We start from the raw sequence: 14,523 nt of genomic DNA, 5'->3' as shown, positions 1-14,523 counted from the left end.
CCCTGCCCACCCGACCGGAGCGCCGTGAAACCTCTGGAAACGATGACACCCGAGCAGTTCGTCGCAGACTTCTTCACCGCCTTCACCGAGGCTGTCGTCAGCGGCGAGGGGGACCCGGCTGAACTGATGGCGAGGTACTACACCAGGGACGTCGTGCAGATCGCCGACGGCGTACGGCTCGACTGGGACCGGCTCCTGGCCCACCTCCGCCCCGTACGCAGGAATGTGACCGAGTTCCGGTTCGAGATGCACGAGGCGCTGGCTGACGGCGACCGGATCGCGGCCAGGTTCACGATCCATGCTCGGATGCGCAAGAGCGGGCCGGTCTCCACAGAGGTCTTCATGTTCGGCTGGTTCACGCCCGAGGGCCTGCTGCGCCGGGCCGACCAGCTCACTCGGATACTCGACCGACCAGAACCACAGCAGCGGAGGTAGCGCGGATGCGCGTCCGACTCACCCAGGGAATCGCCCTGTTGTCCACCGGTGCCCTCGCGGGCGCGTTCGGTTACGGCGCGGCCAACCTGGTTCCCACGTTCAACGCCGTACCGCTCGACATGAGGCTTTCCTTCCATACCGAGCTGATGAAGATGAACGGCATCACCATGCAGGGCGCCATGGGCCTGTCGGTGCTCAGCGCCTTGGCGCTCGCCGTCATGACCCGGGGCACCGCACGGTGGCTCGCTAGTGGGGCAGGGCTTCTGGCGCTGGTGTCCTTCCTGATCACCCGGCTCGGCAACGTCCCGATCAACGGTCGCATCAAGGAGTGGGCCGCCACCTCCGCCCCTGCAGACCATGCGGAGATCCTGTCGCGCTGGGAGGCGTTCAACTACGCCCGCACCGGAGCCGCGTTCGCCGCCTTCGCCCTGCTGATCCTTCTTGCCCTGCGTCCTCGAGGTTCCGGGCTTGATTCGAAGCAGACGGCCCAGGCTGCTTCGAAGCGGGTCAGGAGGAGAGCGGCGAGAGTGGGGTGAACGTCTGGCCGCCGTCACTCGACTCGTACACCCCGCCCTGGGTCGCGACGAGGACATGCCGGGCGTCCAGCGCGGTGAGCGCTTGGGGCGCTCCGCCGGGCACGGTCGTGATCACGGTCCACGACTTGCCGCCGTCTTCGCTGCGGCTCAGCTTTCCGGCCGGATCGATCCCGAAGAGGGCCTTCTCCTCCGGCCAGGACACGAACGCCTGCACCGCACCCGCGGCCTTGCCGAACGTACGGCCTCCGTCGGCGCTGGCCACCACGCCCTCGGAGGTCGTGGCCAGCAGCCGCTCGCCCCCTCCCGGACCTGCTGCCAGATCGAGGGCTTTGAGGCTGGCCCGGTCGTCCCAGGTCTTGAGATCGCTCGTGACCCGGATTTGGCCGCCCTCGTACCCGTACACGGTGCCCCCGGCGGAGTCGAGGGAGTGGAAGTCGGCTTCGCCGGCGAGCGACCTGGACGCCCACGTACGACCCGCGTCCGTGCTTTCGATCAGGCCGAGATTGCCCGGCTGTCCACCTCCCGGCGCGCCGTGGCCGCTGGCGATGAAGGTGCCCTTGCCTGTCACGGTGAAGCCCATGAAGTCGTCCTTGCGGTCCCCGACGAGCTTCGGGTCCGTTCCTGCGCCGACGCTGTACAGACCGTCGTGCGTGGCGACGTACACGCGGCCGTCCGCAGGATCGACGCCGAGGCCGTGGACATGAGCGAGCGGCGCCGACGCATCGGCTGATTCGTCTCCACTGGACCCGGCACCGCAGGCGGCGAGTGTGACCGCGGCGAGTGTGGCGGCCGTGGCGGCGAACACGGTACGGAAACGGAGACGTGCGGTCACGGGGTCCTCGTGGTGATGGAGGGGTGGTGCTCACGGGCGGATTCGGCTTCGCATTGACCTTCGGCCAACGAGTAAAAACTTAGTAACTTCGTAGACCGAGAGGCAAGCGGAAAGCAACCAGGTGTACGACGGAAGTCGTCTCTCCTGTCAGAGACCGGGAGGGCAGGCGACCAACAGCGGCAGTAGGGGCACCACGGCTGCCACGGCTGCCACGGAACCCCAGAGCGCCGGGTGGGCGTCATCGCGCCGTCCCAGGATGCGCTGCATGCGGATCAGAGCGGTGTGCCCGCCCACGCCGAACGCGCCCTGTGGGGCACGCCCCGCAGCCATCTCGTACATCGCGGTCGCGAGCACGTCGTGCTCATGGCTCCGCAGTGCTCGGTCGTCCGCGATCATCTCCAGCAGGATCGCCGTCTGCTCCTTGGCGTGGCGGGCCAGTGGCACCCAACGGAACACGGTGGCGAAGGCCTCTGCCGCGGCGAGTACCAGGTGGTGGCGGCCCGCGACGTGGGCACGCTCGTGCTCGAGGACGGCGTTGAGCTGTTCGTCGGAGAGCAGCCGCACGGCCGCGTCGCTGACGACGATCCGGGAGCGGCGGCCCGGCAGACAGTATGCGGCCGGCGTTTTGTGGGCCAGGACAGTGGCACGCAGGCGGGCAGAGTGGGTCCCCACCTTGTCCAATACGTCGCGGTGCCGGGCTCGCGCACGCCCTGCGCGGGTCATGTGGAAGGCAAAGCTCGCGACCAAGGCCAGCACCACCGCGGTGGGCAAGGCCACGGCCAGCTTGTCGGCGGTGGTCGGATCGGGCGCGGCTGAGCCGGCCCCCAGCCCACAGGCGTGCAGCAGGCCTACGAGTCCCGCGTGGAGGTGCTCGGTCGGCGTAGCGAGGTGGTACGCCGCGAGCGCCACGGAGACGGAGAACGAGAAGGCCAGTGCGTGCCATGCGGCCACCGCGAGGGCAGGAGCCCGGTGCGGCCAGGCGCTGCGCAGCATGATCCGGGGGGCGAGGAAGCCGACAGCCGCCGTGTAGGCGACCAGAGCGGGCGCGGCGTTCATGGCTTCGGCCGTCGTCCCACGCTGCGCAGCGCCGTGCGCAGAGCTGCCACCTCGTCGGCGGACATGTTCTCGACGAACTGGACCAGCGCGGCCGGCCGGTCCTCGCTGGCTCCCAGAGCGTCCTCCATCAAAAGCGCCGAGTACGCCTCGCGGCTGCGCACCGGCGTATACCGCCAGGCCCGCCCCTCCATGCCACGCAGGAGCCAGCCCTTGTGGAACAGGATGTTGGTGACGGTCATCACAGTCGTGTAGGCGATGTTCCGCTGTTCGTTTATGTCGTCGACGATCTCACGCACCGTGGCGGGACGGTTCCATCTCCAGAGGCGGTCCATGATCTCCGCCTCAAGTTCCCCCAGCCGACGCATGGGCCGAATCCTTTCGCCATTGTTGTACGCAACTACATAGTAGACCGCGCGAATGGGCTCGGACTGGCCCTCCTACCTGTTCGGACGCGATCGGCATGCCATGTGGGTGTGCTGGTGCTTACGATGGCGCCGATGTCACGCAATGAGAAGCCCGCGAAGCCGCGACCAGTGTTGCGGCTCAGCGGGCTGCTCGTCCTCGGCCTCCTCATAGGGCTCCTCGGGATGCACGGCCTGGGGTTTGCCCCGGCCGCAGCACAGGAGAGCACGCACGGGCGCAATGCGGAGATCGGGCGCGCGGCAGCTGTCATGGCCGAGCCGGATGAGTGCGGCCATGACTGCTCCGGGCAACACCAGCCCGCCGACCATGCCGATCCGACGTGCGCCTCCGGCGCCGTGGCGGCGGCCCTCGTGTTTCCGCCCCTCGTTCCCACAGACATCGGTCTTCCCCTGTCTGCAGAGGGACCGATCACCGCCCGCGCCGGCGGTCCAGACGGGGGCCGGGCACCTCCCTCTCTCTCAGAGCTGCAACTCCTGCGGATATAGGACGGCCACGCGCCGCCGGAATGAGCCCGTACCGGGCGCGGCGTCGCGATTCGCTATGCCCTTCCACAGATCAAATCGAGGAGTTTCCGCATGAAAGCGCACCGCAAGATGATCCGTCGTACCGCACTCGTCGCCGGCACCGGAGTGGCTGCCCTCGTCCTGGCCGCCTGTGGCGGAAATGGCGGTAACAGCGCTCACGACATGGGAGCGATGGGCCAGCCCACCGCCTCGCCGTCCGCCACTGCTTCCGCCACGGCCGGAGACCACAACGCGGCAGACGTCTCCTTCGCCACGCAGATGATCCAGCACCACCGCCAAGCGGTGGAAATGGCCGAGCTGGCCGACACCCGCGCCTCGTCCGCCGAGACCAAGGACCTGGCTACGAAGATCAAGGGCGCCCAGGACCCGGAGATCAAGACCATGTCCGGATGGCTCACCTCGTGGGGCGAGGAAGTCCCCGCTGACATGTCGGGCCAGGGCCACGACATGTCCTCCGGCATGCCCGGCATGATGAGCATGGCCGACATGGACAAGCTGAAGAACTCGACGGGTGCCGAGTTCGACAAGATGTTCGCCGAGATGATGATCAAGCATCACGAGGGCGCCATCGAAATGGCCAAGACCGAGAAGGCGGGCGGCAAGTACGAGCCCGCCAAGAAGCTGGCCGACGACGTGATCAAGGCGCAGACGGCCGAGATCGAGCAGATGAAGAAGATGCTCGGCGAGAGCTGAGTCGTTGACGCGGCGCGGTCGGCGGAGCACTCCGCCGGCCGCGCCGCGGCGTTTCAGCCGGGCACTACCTGGACGCGAGGACTCGCATGGCCAGTCCCGCAGCCGGCTTCGGGCCGAACGAGGTTGATTTGCGGGGGAGGAGTACCCCCTTCGCCGCGAGTCTCCTCACCGTGTCCTCGGTGACAGCGGGGAGCAGGAGAGCGGTTCCTCCCCCGGGCGCGGTCACGGCGGCAGTCGCCTGGTCGGCGTCGTGTACATGGCGCACAGCGCCGGGGAGGTCGGGCACCGACCAGGCGCGATCGAGAAGCAGGTGGTCCGCGATGGCGGCGGGCAGTTGATGCCATTCGTGCGGCCGTGCTGCCAGTGCTTCAGCCAGTGCTTGCGGGTCAGGGGCCGAGATGCTCCAGGCCCGGCCGTTACCGGTGACCACCAGCTCATCAGGGCCGGGCAGTCGTGGACCGGAGGTCAACGGACGGACCCGTGCCACGTCTGCGGCCGCCGCAGCGGCCTTGTCGGGTTCCAGCCCGGGGATGACGCGGTGGATCGCCGTCAGCTGCAAGGGGGTTGCGGCGGAATCGACCAGGAGGGCCAGGCTGCGGTCCCAGGTGCTGCTGCCTCCCCGCTCCTGTCCGAGCCGCAGGCAGCCCGCGTGGCGGTGGTGGCCGTCGGCGATGAGGGCCTGGCAGCCCGCCAGCCCGGCATTGAGCACCGATTGCTCGACGGGATCGGTGCAGCTCCACAGGGTGTGCGTGATCGCTCCCAGCCGCGCGGATGCGGTGGGCCGGCGGCTGGTGATCTCCTCGGCAAGGCGGGTCGCCGCGTCATCCGTGGAGTGGTAGGTGAGGAGGAGGGGCTCCAGCTGGGCGCGCAGTCCGGCCATGTGAGCCGCGCGTTGCCCGACGACATGGGATTGGACGTCCTCGTGGGGAAGGATTGCTGCGGCGCTCTCATCTGACAGCAGCAGTTCACCGATCAGTCCACGCTGCAAGAGCCGGTGCCCGAGACGCTGTTGGTATACGTAGAGGGCCGGCCGAGGATCCCGGCGTAGTACGCCTCGGTTCAGCCATCGGTCCAATTGTCCGGCGGCGGCCGGTACGTCGTGGGCGTACAACAGCCGGGCGATGTGATGAGGCCGACCGCGCTGTGCCCGCGCATAGGTGATCGGCATGTCGTCGTACGGCGGGCTGATCACACTGGACAGGTCTCCGGCGTGTGCCGAGTCGTACCGCACAGCCCGGAAAGGGCTGAGCTGGAGTGCGGTGGGGGTCTGGCGAAGAGGGGTGGATATCAAAGTTCACTCCCGATGCGGGGGCGCGGCAGGCCAGAGGGGCGGGCGAGGGCAGATGCCCGCCCCTCTGGTGCTTGGCCGTTCGGTCAGACGGGTACGGCCTCGGCCCGCGCCTCAGGCACGGCTGGTGCGAGGCGACCGGTCCGGTGCAGGCCGTAGACGGCGGCGGTGCACGCAAGGCCGAGGGTGAAGAGCGCCAGCCACGGGAGCGCGGACATGCCCGCGTTTCGGGCCGCGTCCAGCGCCGCGCCGGTGAGCAGGTTGCCGAGCGCGATGCCCACACCGCAGATGGTGTTGTACAGCCCGTAGTGCGTGGCCACGAGGCGGTCGCCGGAGAGCCGGACGATCGTGTCCATCTCGAACGGATAGGCGATCATCGTGCCGAAGGCCAGCAGCAAGGCGGACACCGCCGGGGGCACTGCTGCCAGCAGCCACAGGCCTACTCCGCCGTCCGGGACGGGCACTGCTGTGGCAGCCAGCAAGGGCAGGAAGGCCACGCCCATTGCCAGCAGCCCACAAGCGAGCGCGTGGCCCGGCTCCATGCGGGCTTTGCACCAGGCGGTGACCTTCGTCTGGAAGAGGACCGTGCTCAGCCCCGATACGGCGAACAGCACCGCCACCGCAGCCGTGCCGAACTGTCCTTCACCACCGAGACGTCGGACCTCCAGTGGGAGCGCCAGATACACCTGGAAGGTCATGACGTAAGAGCCGATCATGGCCACGGAGAACAGAAGGAACGGGCGGTTGGCCAGGATGCCGCGCCACTGGCTGAGCACGCTCTCGCGCCGGCCATCCTTCTGGTCCTGCGCGTCGTTGCCTCGACGGGCGGGCAGGGCGCGGATCTGCACGATGCTCAGCACGGCGAATATTCCGGCCGCTGTCAGGCAGGTGACGCGGAAGTCGACGCCTGTCAGCACCATGCCCACCAGCGGACCCAGCAGGATGCCGGCCTGGTAGAACACGTTGAACAGCGCGAACGCCTCGACTCGGCGCTCGCCCGCGTCCGCGGCCAGATACGCGCGGCTGGCGGGGTTGAACAGGGCTCCGGCCAGCCCCGTAGCAGCGGAGGCGGCGATCAATGCGGGTACGGAGTCAACGAGCCCGAGGGTCGCGAAACCGGCAACACGGAGCACCATCCCCGCGATGATCAACGGCTTGTAGCCGAGACGGTCGGCCAATGTTCCGCCGATCAGGAACATGCCCTGCTGGCTGAAGTTGCGCACGCCGAGGATCAGCCCGACGAGCCAGCCCGCGAGCCCGAGCGGGCCGGCCAGGTGCGTGGCCAGATAGGGCATGAGCATGTAGAAGCCGAGATTGATGGTGAACTGATTCACCATCAAGAGCTGGACGCTGCGCTCGTAGGTTCGGAACTGTGTGATCGTGCCCTTCATCAGGCCGTGTCCTCCGAGTCGGCCTCGATGAGCGGCTCGGCCTCGCCGGCAGGTGCCTCAACCTCGGTGTCCCGCGTCTCATCGGCGAGGGTGAGCGGGTCGACCACGGTGGTGCAACGAGTCCAGCGGGTGACCTCCTTCTCGTCCAGGCGCCCGATCACTTCGGGTTCGAGGGCCGGCGGTGCCTCGAGCAGACCGTGGGCCGCGCAGTAGTCGTCGTCGTAGACGGTGCTGAGATAACGCTGCGGGCCGTCGGGGAAGATCGCCGCAATTCGGGTGTCCTTCGGCAGTGCACGGGACAACCAGCCCGCGACCAGGGCGACAGCGCCCACACTCCACCCGCCGGTGGCGTAGTGGGAGGAGGCGAGTTGGCGGCAGGTCCACACCGCCTCGGCCGGAGAGACCCAGTGCACTTCGGAGAAGTTCTCGTAGGCGACGTTGCGGGGATAGATGCTCGAGCCGAGGCCACGCATCAGCCGGGGACGGGCGGGCTGGCCGAAGATGGTGGAACCGATGGTGTCCACGCCCACCAGCGTCAGGTCGGGGTACAGCTGCCGCAGCACGCGGGAGACGCCCGCGGAGTGCCCACCCGTGCCCACGCTGCATACCAGGACATCGATGTGCCCCAGCTCGGTGGCCAGTTCGAGAGCCAGCGGCGTGTATGCGGTGGTGTTGTCGGGGTTGTTGTACTGGTCCGGGCACCACGAGTCCGGGTGCTGCTGCATGAGCTGGGCTACGCGGTCACGGCGGGCCTGCTGCCAACCGCCGGTGGGGTGCGGCTCGGAGACGACGTTGACCTGTGCTCCGTAGGCGGACAGCAGCCGCGTCATGGATGCCTCCAGGCCCGGGTCGGTGACCAGGGTGACCGGGTGTCCGTAGACCATGCCGGCCAGGGCCAGGCCCAGGCCGAGGGTGCCGCTGGTGGACTCGATGATGCGGGCGCCCGGCTTGAGGTCACCGCGGGCGCGGGCCCGTTCGACCATGTGCAGGCCGGGGCGGTCCTTGATGCCACCGGGGTTGAAGCCCTCCAGCTTGGCCCAGAAGCCGCGCCCCGACGGGGCGACAGGCTCTGTGATCCGAAGCAGCGGGGTGTTACCCACGAGCCCGGACAGGGCGGAGTGGGTGGGGGGTGTCGCGTCCGTGGTCGAGGAATGCATTGTTTCGCTCTCATTCGGTGATGCGCGTCAAGTACTCGCTCGGGTCGCATGCCGCCGGCGCAGGGCAGGGGGGTATCCCGGCCCTGAGATCGGCATGCGGCAGCCGGTCGTACGGCTGCATAGCGAGTGGTCTAGATGCGCCACCGACAGATGCATGTCAGCGTGGAGCGGCCGCTCTGGGCTATCGGCGTTCTGCTGGTGCCGGGCGGCGCGGCCGGAGGCTCGGCCATCGCCGCCTCACCGGCGATGGCGAGGGAGAGCACTGTTGCCGCGTCTGCCGCAGACTGGGATCCGCTCTGAGGCTGGGGAGCTAGTCCGGGAGAGACGCAAGCAGAACTGTGACCGTGCTCCTGGTGCCCGTCCACCGGCACGTCGACCGGATGCTGGTGCGTGAGTTCACTTGCTGATGCCGTCGCGGCGACGTGCCCGTGGTCGTCACTGGCGAGATAGGAAGAGCAGTGCACCGCTGCCAGCAGCAGGGCGCTCAGGATGCCTGCGAGGAGACGGCCCGGCCAGGGCGCGGCCCGGCGGCTGGGTCGTACAAGCGGGTGGCGTGGCACTTTTCCTCCGCGCGGCAGTCGCTTCAGCGGCCCATGGGGGCAGAGGAAGCGGCACGAGGTCGACGGTGTGGACAGCGATGGTTGGGCCCATCCGTCACCCGCTGTGCGTGGACGTCAGGGCGCCAAAATCTGGACAAGCCCGAACATAGCGCCGGTGAGGCGCAAATATGGTGATACGGGCGTCGCCAGTCGTTGCCGTTGTCTACATCTGGAGCACGGGCGTTGTTCTGGAGTGTGTCAGTGAAGAGCCGACCGGCCCCGGGTCGCCGCTCGCGGGCAAGCTGGGCGGGGTGCCGAACGCACACCGGGCTACGGTCAGCGGAGACAGGCGAGGTGCGTCAACAGTGGCTCCCTGTCGCGGCAGCCTCGGCGTGCACTCCTGAGTGGAGTGGTCAGCTCCATGGTGCTCCGTGTGGTCCACCCGGGCGGCTGTACTGCCGCCTGAGGGAGTTGCGGAGGAGACGGACGCGCCGGGGCCTCCGTGGCCCTCGGCCCTGCCCTCCATGTGCACGCCGTGCGCGTAAAAGAGGCCCAGCAGCAGCACGGCCAGCCCAAGCAGGCGCAGCAGACCCATCGACGAGCGGGTCGGCGGCACGCGATAGGGCGACCGGGCTGTAACCATGCCGTGATCTTAGCGGCTCTCCCGCGAAATAGTTGACGTGATTTTGGACAATGCGTGAACGGTTCGTGTGTAGCTTGGCCTGATTTGATTTTATCTACTATTCAACTAAGAAGTTGAATAGTAGACGTAGTGCACAGCCCTCCCCTCCCCTCCCCATCAGCAGTGCTTCGCCCCGAACGGGGAAGGCCCATGTGGCTGCGTGGATTTCACTGCTTCTTCGAGACAGTGCTCAGTCTTCGGGTCCGGATGGGCGTGATCGGCGACTTGCCGGGTCGCGAGTACGAGGACGGCCACCCGATGGTCGGACTGCACCAGCGTCACACGCAATGGGGCGCCCGGGCCGGTCGAAAGGACGTACTCGTACAGCAGGGGTGAGGCGGAGTCGGAGACAGTGCCTCCGGTGACCCGGGTCTGGTGCCAGCCGCACTTACGCAAGGCCTCGGCGAGCTGCCCGGCGACATGCCGGGCAGCGCTGTTGTCGGCGAATGCGACGATGCGGTGTTGCGCGCTCGCATCGTTGCTTCCCTGGTATGTGCGAGTGATCTCCGCTTCTGCGCCGGTACCGTCGAACCAGGGAAGAGTGCAGGCGTGTGTCCCTCCGGTGGGCGGGGGAGCAGCGGTTCCCCCGCCTGCGTCGATGGCGTGCCAGTGGTACGTGCTGTTCCAAGGCAGGGCGGCCGGCGACAGCAGATCAGTACGGGGGAGTCCACGTCCGGCGGCGGGGGACGGAAGGATCGCTGCGGCCGACACGAGTTCGGGCCTAGTCTGTCCGGCTTGGTCGGTGGGCGCGTCACTCACCAACCGCGGAAGTCCCCACAAGCCAGCGGAGAATAGGGCTGCCCCGGCGAGTGTGGCTGCCCCGGCTCGGCGGCGTGTCCGATGGCGCCGTACTCGGTCTTGCACATCGTCCACCCCTGTACTGAGTGCGATGAGGGGCTCGGCGCCATCGACGAATCCGCACAACTGGGCGCCCAGTTCGTCCTGCTGGAGCGGGCGAAAGCCGTCACTCATGCGGGTAGGCCTCCTGCCGTGGCTTGTACGACGCGATCGCCGGTGGGCCACTGCGGAGCGGCTCTGTCGTATATGTGGTCTCGGCGAGATGGGTGTTGAGGATGCGGCGGGCCCGCATGAGTCGCGAGCGTACCGCCGTGCTCGTCGACCCGGTCTGCCGGGCGACCTCCTCCACCGGGAGATCCAGCAAGTGGTGCAGCACGATGGCACGACGCTGCTCCGGACCGAGCCGCCGCAGCGCCGCGACGAGTGCGACGTGGTCGGGGGCGAGCCCGGGGAGGTCGGGTGGCGGCCCGTGCCGGAAGTGAGCGCGGAGCCGGTTGCGGGTCCTGCGCCAGGAACTGACCGCGAGCCGCAGGGCGACCGTACGTACCCATGGTGTGGGATCGCCGTGCGCCGCCAGGTGTTCCCACCGCGGCCATGCCCGGGCGTACGCCTCCTGGACCGCATCCTCCGCCTCGCCGACGTCGCCGGTCACCGCGTATACGACAGCCACCAGCCGCTGGGCGCTCTCGGCGTAGAAGCGCTCGAAGTCCTTTTGCCTGTTCTGCTCGGGCTGTTCGTTCATGGACCAGGGCTCCGCGGCTCGTCGCGGTGCCGGCCGTGCGGGCGCAAGCGCCGTGTCACGGGGGCGACCAGTGCATCGACCTCGGTGAGACGCAGGGGCCGGGCGAGCGCCAGAACGGACACGACGATGGTGCTCGTGCCCAGCAGCAGACCGGCGGCATAGCCTGTGAGTCCCTGCCCCATCCGTTCCGTGAGCCACCGGCCTCCGGCGTAGGCCATGATGGCTCCGGGCAGGCACGCGACGGCGATGCGCACATGAGTGCCGAGCACGCCGTTGAAGGGGTGCCCCAACCGACGTCTCAATGCACACACCGTGCAGTACAGGCCTGCCGTACAGGCAGCCGCATAGGCACCCGCGATTCCGACGACGGCCCACCGTGGTGGCAGCAGGAGGTATGCGGCGGACGAGAGGGCCGCGTTGGTCCCGGCTATGACCAGCGTCAATAGGAACGGGGTCCGGGTGTCGCCCAGTGCGTAGAAACCGCGAGAGAGCACGTACTGGGCGGAGAATGCCGCCAAGCCCGGAGCGAATGCCACCAGTACCCAGCCGATCGCCTGTGAATCGGCCTCACTGACCTGTCCGTACTGATACGCCACGCCGGTCAGCTGGGGCGCGAGCGTCAGGAAGACCGCAGCGGCGGGGACGATCGCGACCGCCGTCGTCCGCAGTCCTCGGGACAGATCCGAGCTCACCCGGGCCATGTCGCCGTCGGCGGCGGCCCGGCTCATCCGCGGCAACAGGGCGGTGACCAGGGAGACCGTGATGATGCCCTGTGGCACCACCCACAACTGGTACGCGCTGCTGTAGGCGGTGTAGCCCACGCCTTCGATGACCCCATCGGCAACGGCCCGCACTCCGGTGGACGTGGTCAGTCGCGTCACCACCCAGTACGCCAGCTGGTTCGCCAGGACGAGCAGCAGCGTCCACACGGCGGCCCGCAGTGGCCGGCCGAGGCCCGCCCCACGCCAGTCGAATCTCGGACGCCAGCGGAATCCGGCTGCGCGCAAGGAGGGCAGCAGGGCAATCGCCTGGACGGCGATACCTGCGGTGCTGCCGACGCCGAGCAGGAGCAGCTGGGCGTCACTCACGTCGCCCGCTGATCTCGCCTCGACCGCCACGGCCAGGTACAAGCCGAAGACGGCGATGACGACGACGTTGTTGAGCACCGGGGTCCACATCATCGCGCCGAACCGGTCGCGCGCGTTGAGCACCTGGCCGAGCACCGTGAACACGCCGTAGAAGAGGATCTGAGGCAGGCAGTAGCGGGCAAGGGTGATGGTCAGCTCTCGCTGCGCACCCGTGTAGTCCGTGTACGCGGCGACGATCCAGGGCGCGGCGAGCACGGCCGCCGCGGTGATCGCGGTCAGTGCCCCGAGGCACAGGGTGATCAGCCTGTCGGTGTAGGCGACGCCGGCGTCCGCATGCTCCTTCGCGGCACGAACCAGCTCCGGCACGAACACCGAGTTCAGCGCCCCGCCGATCAGCAGGATGTAGACGATGTTCGGCACGGTGTTGGCGACGTTGTAGGCATCTCCGAGCAGCGCCGTTCCCAGCGCGGCGACGATGACCGCGCTGCGCACGAAGCCGGTGATCCGCGACGCGAGCGACCCGAGCATCATCACGGTGCCACCGCGGAGCCGACCGGTCCGGGCCTGCGGTGGCGTCTTGTCTGCGGACTCCGTCCGCTCCGGCGTCGTCACGCCCCGCCCCTCCGCACGCCATCAGGAAGCGGCCGGAAAGTTCCTGCCACACGACAGGACGGCCAGGCGTGCAAGAGGTAAGCGGGCCCTTCCCGCCGCCCTCCCGCCGGAGGGGCGTGGACCGGATTGAGGAGGCCTCCGACATGGCCGTGGCCGAGGCGCAGATGACTGAACGCACCAGCGGTTTCGAGATAGCGCGCACGACCGTCGAGCAGCACCGTGGATACCTCAGTAGCCTCAGTGGGCGCACATCGGTGGACCAGGTGAGCTTTCTGCAGCTGCCGTCCTGGGCGGCTGTCAAGGAAGGCTGGACGGCGGAGCGGCTCGGCTGGTTCGACGGTTCGGGCCGCCAGCACGGCGCCGCCCAGGTGCTGTACCGGCCGCTGCCGGGAACCCGTCGCTACTTCGCGTATCTGCCGGAGGGGCCTCAGCTGGACTGGGCCGATCCCAGGCTGACGGACATGCTCCAGCTGCTGCTGGACCATTTGCGCTCCGCGGGGGCGTTCGCCGTACGCATGGGCCCGCCGCTGCCGTACCGGCGCTGGCATGCGTCGACGCTCAAAACGGCCGTGGGACCGGGACGCCGGGTCGAGGACGTGGTACCGGATCTCGTGGATCCGGTGGGTGCGGCAGTGGGCGACCGGCTCCGGACCGCCGGATGGCGACGCTGCGGAGAGGAGGGCGGTGCCGGCGACGCCCAACCCCGCTACCTCTTCGAGGTGCCACTGGCCGGCCGTAGCACCGACGACCTGTGGTCCGGCCTGAACCAGGAGTGGCGCCGCAACATCAAGAAGGCATCGAAAGCCGGGGTCGAGACCTTCCTCGGCACGGGCGACGACGTGGCGACCTTCTACGAGCTGCTGCAGGTCACCGAGCGGCGCGACGGCTTCCGACTGGGACGGTCGCTGGACTACTTCCAGCGGCAGTACAGGGAGCTGAATGCGGAGGAACCGGGACGTATGAGGCTGTATCTCGCACGGCATGCGGATGAGGTGCTCGCCGCCCACACCATGATCGTGGCGGGACGGCGCGTCTGGTACCAGACGGGAGCTTCCGCCGACCACCGTCGTGAAGTACGGCCGAGCAACGCCTTGCAGTGGCGGATGATCCGGGACGCGCACACGCTGGGCGCGTTGGTATACGACATGCGCGGTGTGCCCGCGACTTTGGATCCGCAGGAGCGCGCCTTCGGGCTGATGCGCTGGAAGCTCGGCACCGGAGGTGAGGTCGTCGAGACACTCGGCGAGTGGGAGCTGCCGCTGCAGGGTGCTGTCAATAGGACGCTGCACCGAGCCATGCAGGTGTATCTCTCCCGTCGCTGAGGTCAGCCGAGGGGCATGCGGATTGGTCATGGGGCAACCTTAATCCCACGTGCTAATCCATTTAGTAGACTAGTTGATGCTGTGGCGGGCCTGCCCGGTTTCGCCAAACAGACGATTAAGGGATGAATCGACACGCAAGAGGCGAGAACCCGTCGATGTGGCAGCGTCATGCCGACGGTCTGGTGGGCAGGCGGCAGGGACGTGCTCCGCATGCGCTTGTCGCAGTCCGGCAGGTCCGGCGGAAGAGCCCGGCCGGAGCGCGGGCCCGCGCATTTACGGTGTCGACCCCACGGCTGAGATCAACATCACCCGCTTGTCATGCACCTTCTCTTTTCGCGACAACTGCGCATCTGCGGGCGCTATTTGAGTCGTGAAGCCGAATCGCGCGATTCTCTCTGCTGCCTC

At 68.3% G+C, this 14,523-nt stretch carries 13 protein-coding genes; 5 read left to right on the top strand and 8 right to left on the bottom strand.

The features are described 5' to 3' along the window. The first annotated feature begins 24 nt into the window (after nt 1–24). Together ACE1OC_RS04270 and ACE1OC_RS04265 are read left to right on the top strand one after the other, a co-directional pair. Nucleotides 25–435: a nuclear transport factor 2 family protein gene (locus ACE1OC_RS04270; RefSeq protein WP_266448406.1), complete on the top strand. Its 411-nt coding sequence runs from the start codon at nt 25–27 to the stop codon at nt 433–435. A gap of 5 nt (nt 436–440) precedes the next feature. Then, a complete protein-coding gene (locus tag ACE1OC_RS04265; RefSeq protein WP_407835863.1) occupies nt 441–971 on the top strand; it encodes an anthrone oxygenase family protein in 531 nt (176 codons plus the stop codon). On the opposite strand, the gene ACE1OC_RS04260 is transcribed toward ACE1OC_RS04265, so the two are convergent. From ACE1OC_RS04260 to ACE1OC_RS04250, 3 genes are all read right to left on the bottom strand, one after another. Further along, nucleotides 943–1,803, bottom strand: a complete 861-nt coding sequence (locus ACE1OC_RS04260) for a F510_1955 family glycosylhydrolase (protein WP_407835862.1) — start codon at nt 1,801–1,803, stop codon at nt 943–945. The genes ACE1OC_RS04265 and ACE1OC_RS04260 overlap by 29 nt on opposite strands. A 147-nt stretch (nt 1,804–1,950) precedes the next feature. After that, on the bottom strand, nt 1,951–2,859 hold the full coding sequence (locus ACE1OC_RS04255; protein ID WP_266448414.1) for a M56 family metallopeptidase: 909 nt from the start codon (nt 2,857–2,859) through the stop codon (nt 1,951–1,953). Further along, on the bottom strand, nt 2,856–3,224 hold the full coding sequence (locus ACE1OC_RS04250) for a BlaI/MecI/CopY family transcriptional regulator (protein WP_266448416.1): 369 nt from the start codon (nt 3,222–3,224) through the stop codon (nt 2,856–2,858). Before ACE1OC_RS04250 ends, ACE1OC_RS04255 begins: the two co-directional genes overlap by 4 nt. A gap of 123 nt (nt 3,225–3,347) precedes the next feature. Between ACE1OC_RS04250 and ACE1OC_RS04245 the strand changes: the two genes are divergently transcribed. After that, nucleotides 3,348–3,767 carry a DUF6153 family protein gene (locus ACE1OC_RS04245; RefSeq protein ID WP_407841476.1) on the top strand — a complete coding sequence of 140 codons (420 nt, stop codon included), beginning with the start codon at nt 3,348–3,350 and terminating at the stop codon, nt 3,765–3,767. A gap of 90 nt (nt 3,768–3,857) precedes the next feature. Then, on the top strand, nt 3,858–4,499 hold the full coding sequence (locus ACE1OC_RS04240; RefSeq protein ID WP_266448419.1) for a DUF305 domain-containing protein: 642 nt from the start codon (nt 3,858–3,860) through the stop codon (nt 4,497–4,499). A 64-nt stretch (nt 4,500–4,563) separates the two neighbouring features. Here ACE1OC_RS04240 and ACE1OC_RS04235 read toward each other — a convergent pair whose 3' ends face one another. The 5 genes from ACE1OC_RS04235 to murJ all read right to left on the bottom strand — a co-directional run bounded on the left by ACE1OC_RS04235 (nt 4,564) and on the right by murJ (nt 12,796). Beyond that, on the bottom strand, nt 4,564–5,790 hold the full coding sequence (locus tag ACE1OC_RS04235) for a DUF1015 domain-containing protein (RefSeq protein ID WP_266448421.1): 1,227 nt from the start codon (nt 5,788–5,790) through the stop codon (nt 4,564–4,566). 83 nt (nt 5,791–5,873) lie between these two features. Continuing rightward, on the bottom strand, nt 5,874–7,178 hold the full coding sequence (locus ACE1OC_RS04230) for an MDR family MFS transporter (RefSeq protein ID WP_266494579.1): 1,305 nt from the start codon (nt 7,176–7,178) through the stop codon (nt 5,874–5,876). After that, a complete protein-coding gene (locus tag ACE1OC_RS04225; RefSeq protein ID WP_266494581.1) occupies nt 7,178–8,335 on the bottom strand; it encodes a PLP-dependent cysteine synthase family protein in 1,158 nt (385 codons plus the stop codon). The genes ACE1OC_RS04230 and ACE1OC_RS04225 overlap by 1 nt, the downstream gene beginning before the upstream one ends. Before the next feature lie 2,185 nt (nt 8,336–10,520). Continuing rightward, complete coding sequence (locus ACE1OC_RS04220; protein ID WP_407835861.1) at nt 10,521–11,096, bottom strand: SigE family RNA polymerase sigma factor; 576 nt, start codon at nt 11,094–11,096, stop codon at nt 10,521–10,523. After that, nucleotides 11,093–12,796, bottom strand: coding sequence for a murein biosynthesis integral membrane protein MurJ (gene murJ / locus ACE1OC_RS04215; protein ID WP_407835860.1), 1,704 nt, complete (start codon nt 12,794–12,796; stop codon nt 11,093–11,095). Before murJ ends, ACE1OC_RS04220 begins: the two co-directional genes overlap by 4 nt. Before the next feature lie 143 nt (nt 12,797–12,939). Between murJ and ACE1OC_RS04210 the strand changes: the two genes are divergently transcribed. Next, nucleotides 12,940–14,118 (top strand): lipid II:glycine glycyltransferase FemX, encoded by a 1,179-nt coding sequence (locus ACE1OC_RS04210; RefSeq protein ID WP_407835859.1) that lies wholly within the window; start codon nt 12,940–12,942, stop codon nt 14,116–14,118. Nucleotides 14,119–14,523 lie beyond the last annotated feature (405 nt).

Source organism: Streptomyces stoeckheimensis, from assembly GCF_045822005.1.
Lineage (GTDB): Bacteria > Actinomycetota > Actinomycetes > Streptomycetales > Streptomycetaceae > Streptomyces > Streptomyces stoeckheimensis.
This window is presented reverse-complemented; position numbering and strand designations above follow the sequence as displayed.

Coding starts and splice junctions, on each gene's coding strand:
- ACE1OC_RS04220 (WP_407835861.1), bottom strand. CDS start 11,096: ATGAACGAACAGCCCGAGCAGAACAGGCAAAAGGACTTCGAGCGCTTC.
- ACE1OC_RS04210 (WP_407835859.1), top strand. CDS start 12,940: ATGGCCGTGGCCGAGGCGCAGATGACTGAACGCACCAGCGGTTTCGAG.
- ACE1OC_RS04225 (WP_266494581.1), bottom strand. CDS start 8,335: ATGCATTCCTCGACCACGGACGCGACACCCCCCACCCACTCCGCCCTG.
- ACE1OC_RS04255 (WP_266448414.1), bottom strand. CDS start 2,859: ATGAACGCCGCGCCCGCTCTGGTCGCCTACACGGCGGCTGTCGGCTTC.
- ACE1OC_RS04245 (WP_407841476.1), top strand. CDS start 3,348: ATGGCGCCGATGTCACGCAATGAGAAGCCCGCGAAGCCGCGACCAGTG.
- ACE1OC_RS04230 (WP_266494579.1), bottom strand. CDS start 7,178: ATGAAGGGCACGATCACACAGTTCCGAACCTACGAGCGCAGCGTCCAG.
- ACE1OC_RS04240 (WP_266448419.1), top strand. CDS start 3,858: ATGAAAGCGCACCGCAAGATGATCCGTCGTACCGCACTCGTCGCCGGC.
- ACE1OC_RS04250 (WP_266448416.1), bottom strand. CDS start 3,224: ATGCGTCGGCTGGGGGAACTTGAGGCGGAGATCATGGACCGCCTCTGG.
- ACE1OC_RS04265 (WP_407835863.1), top strand. CDS start 441: ATGCGCGTCCGACTCACCCAGGGAATCGCCCTGTTGTCCACCGGTGCC.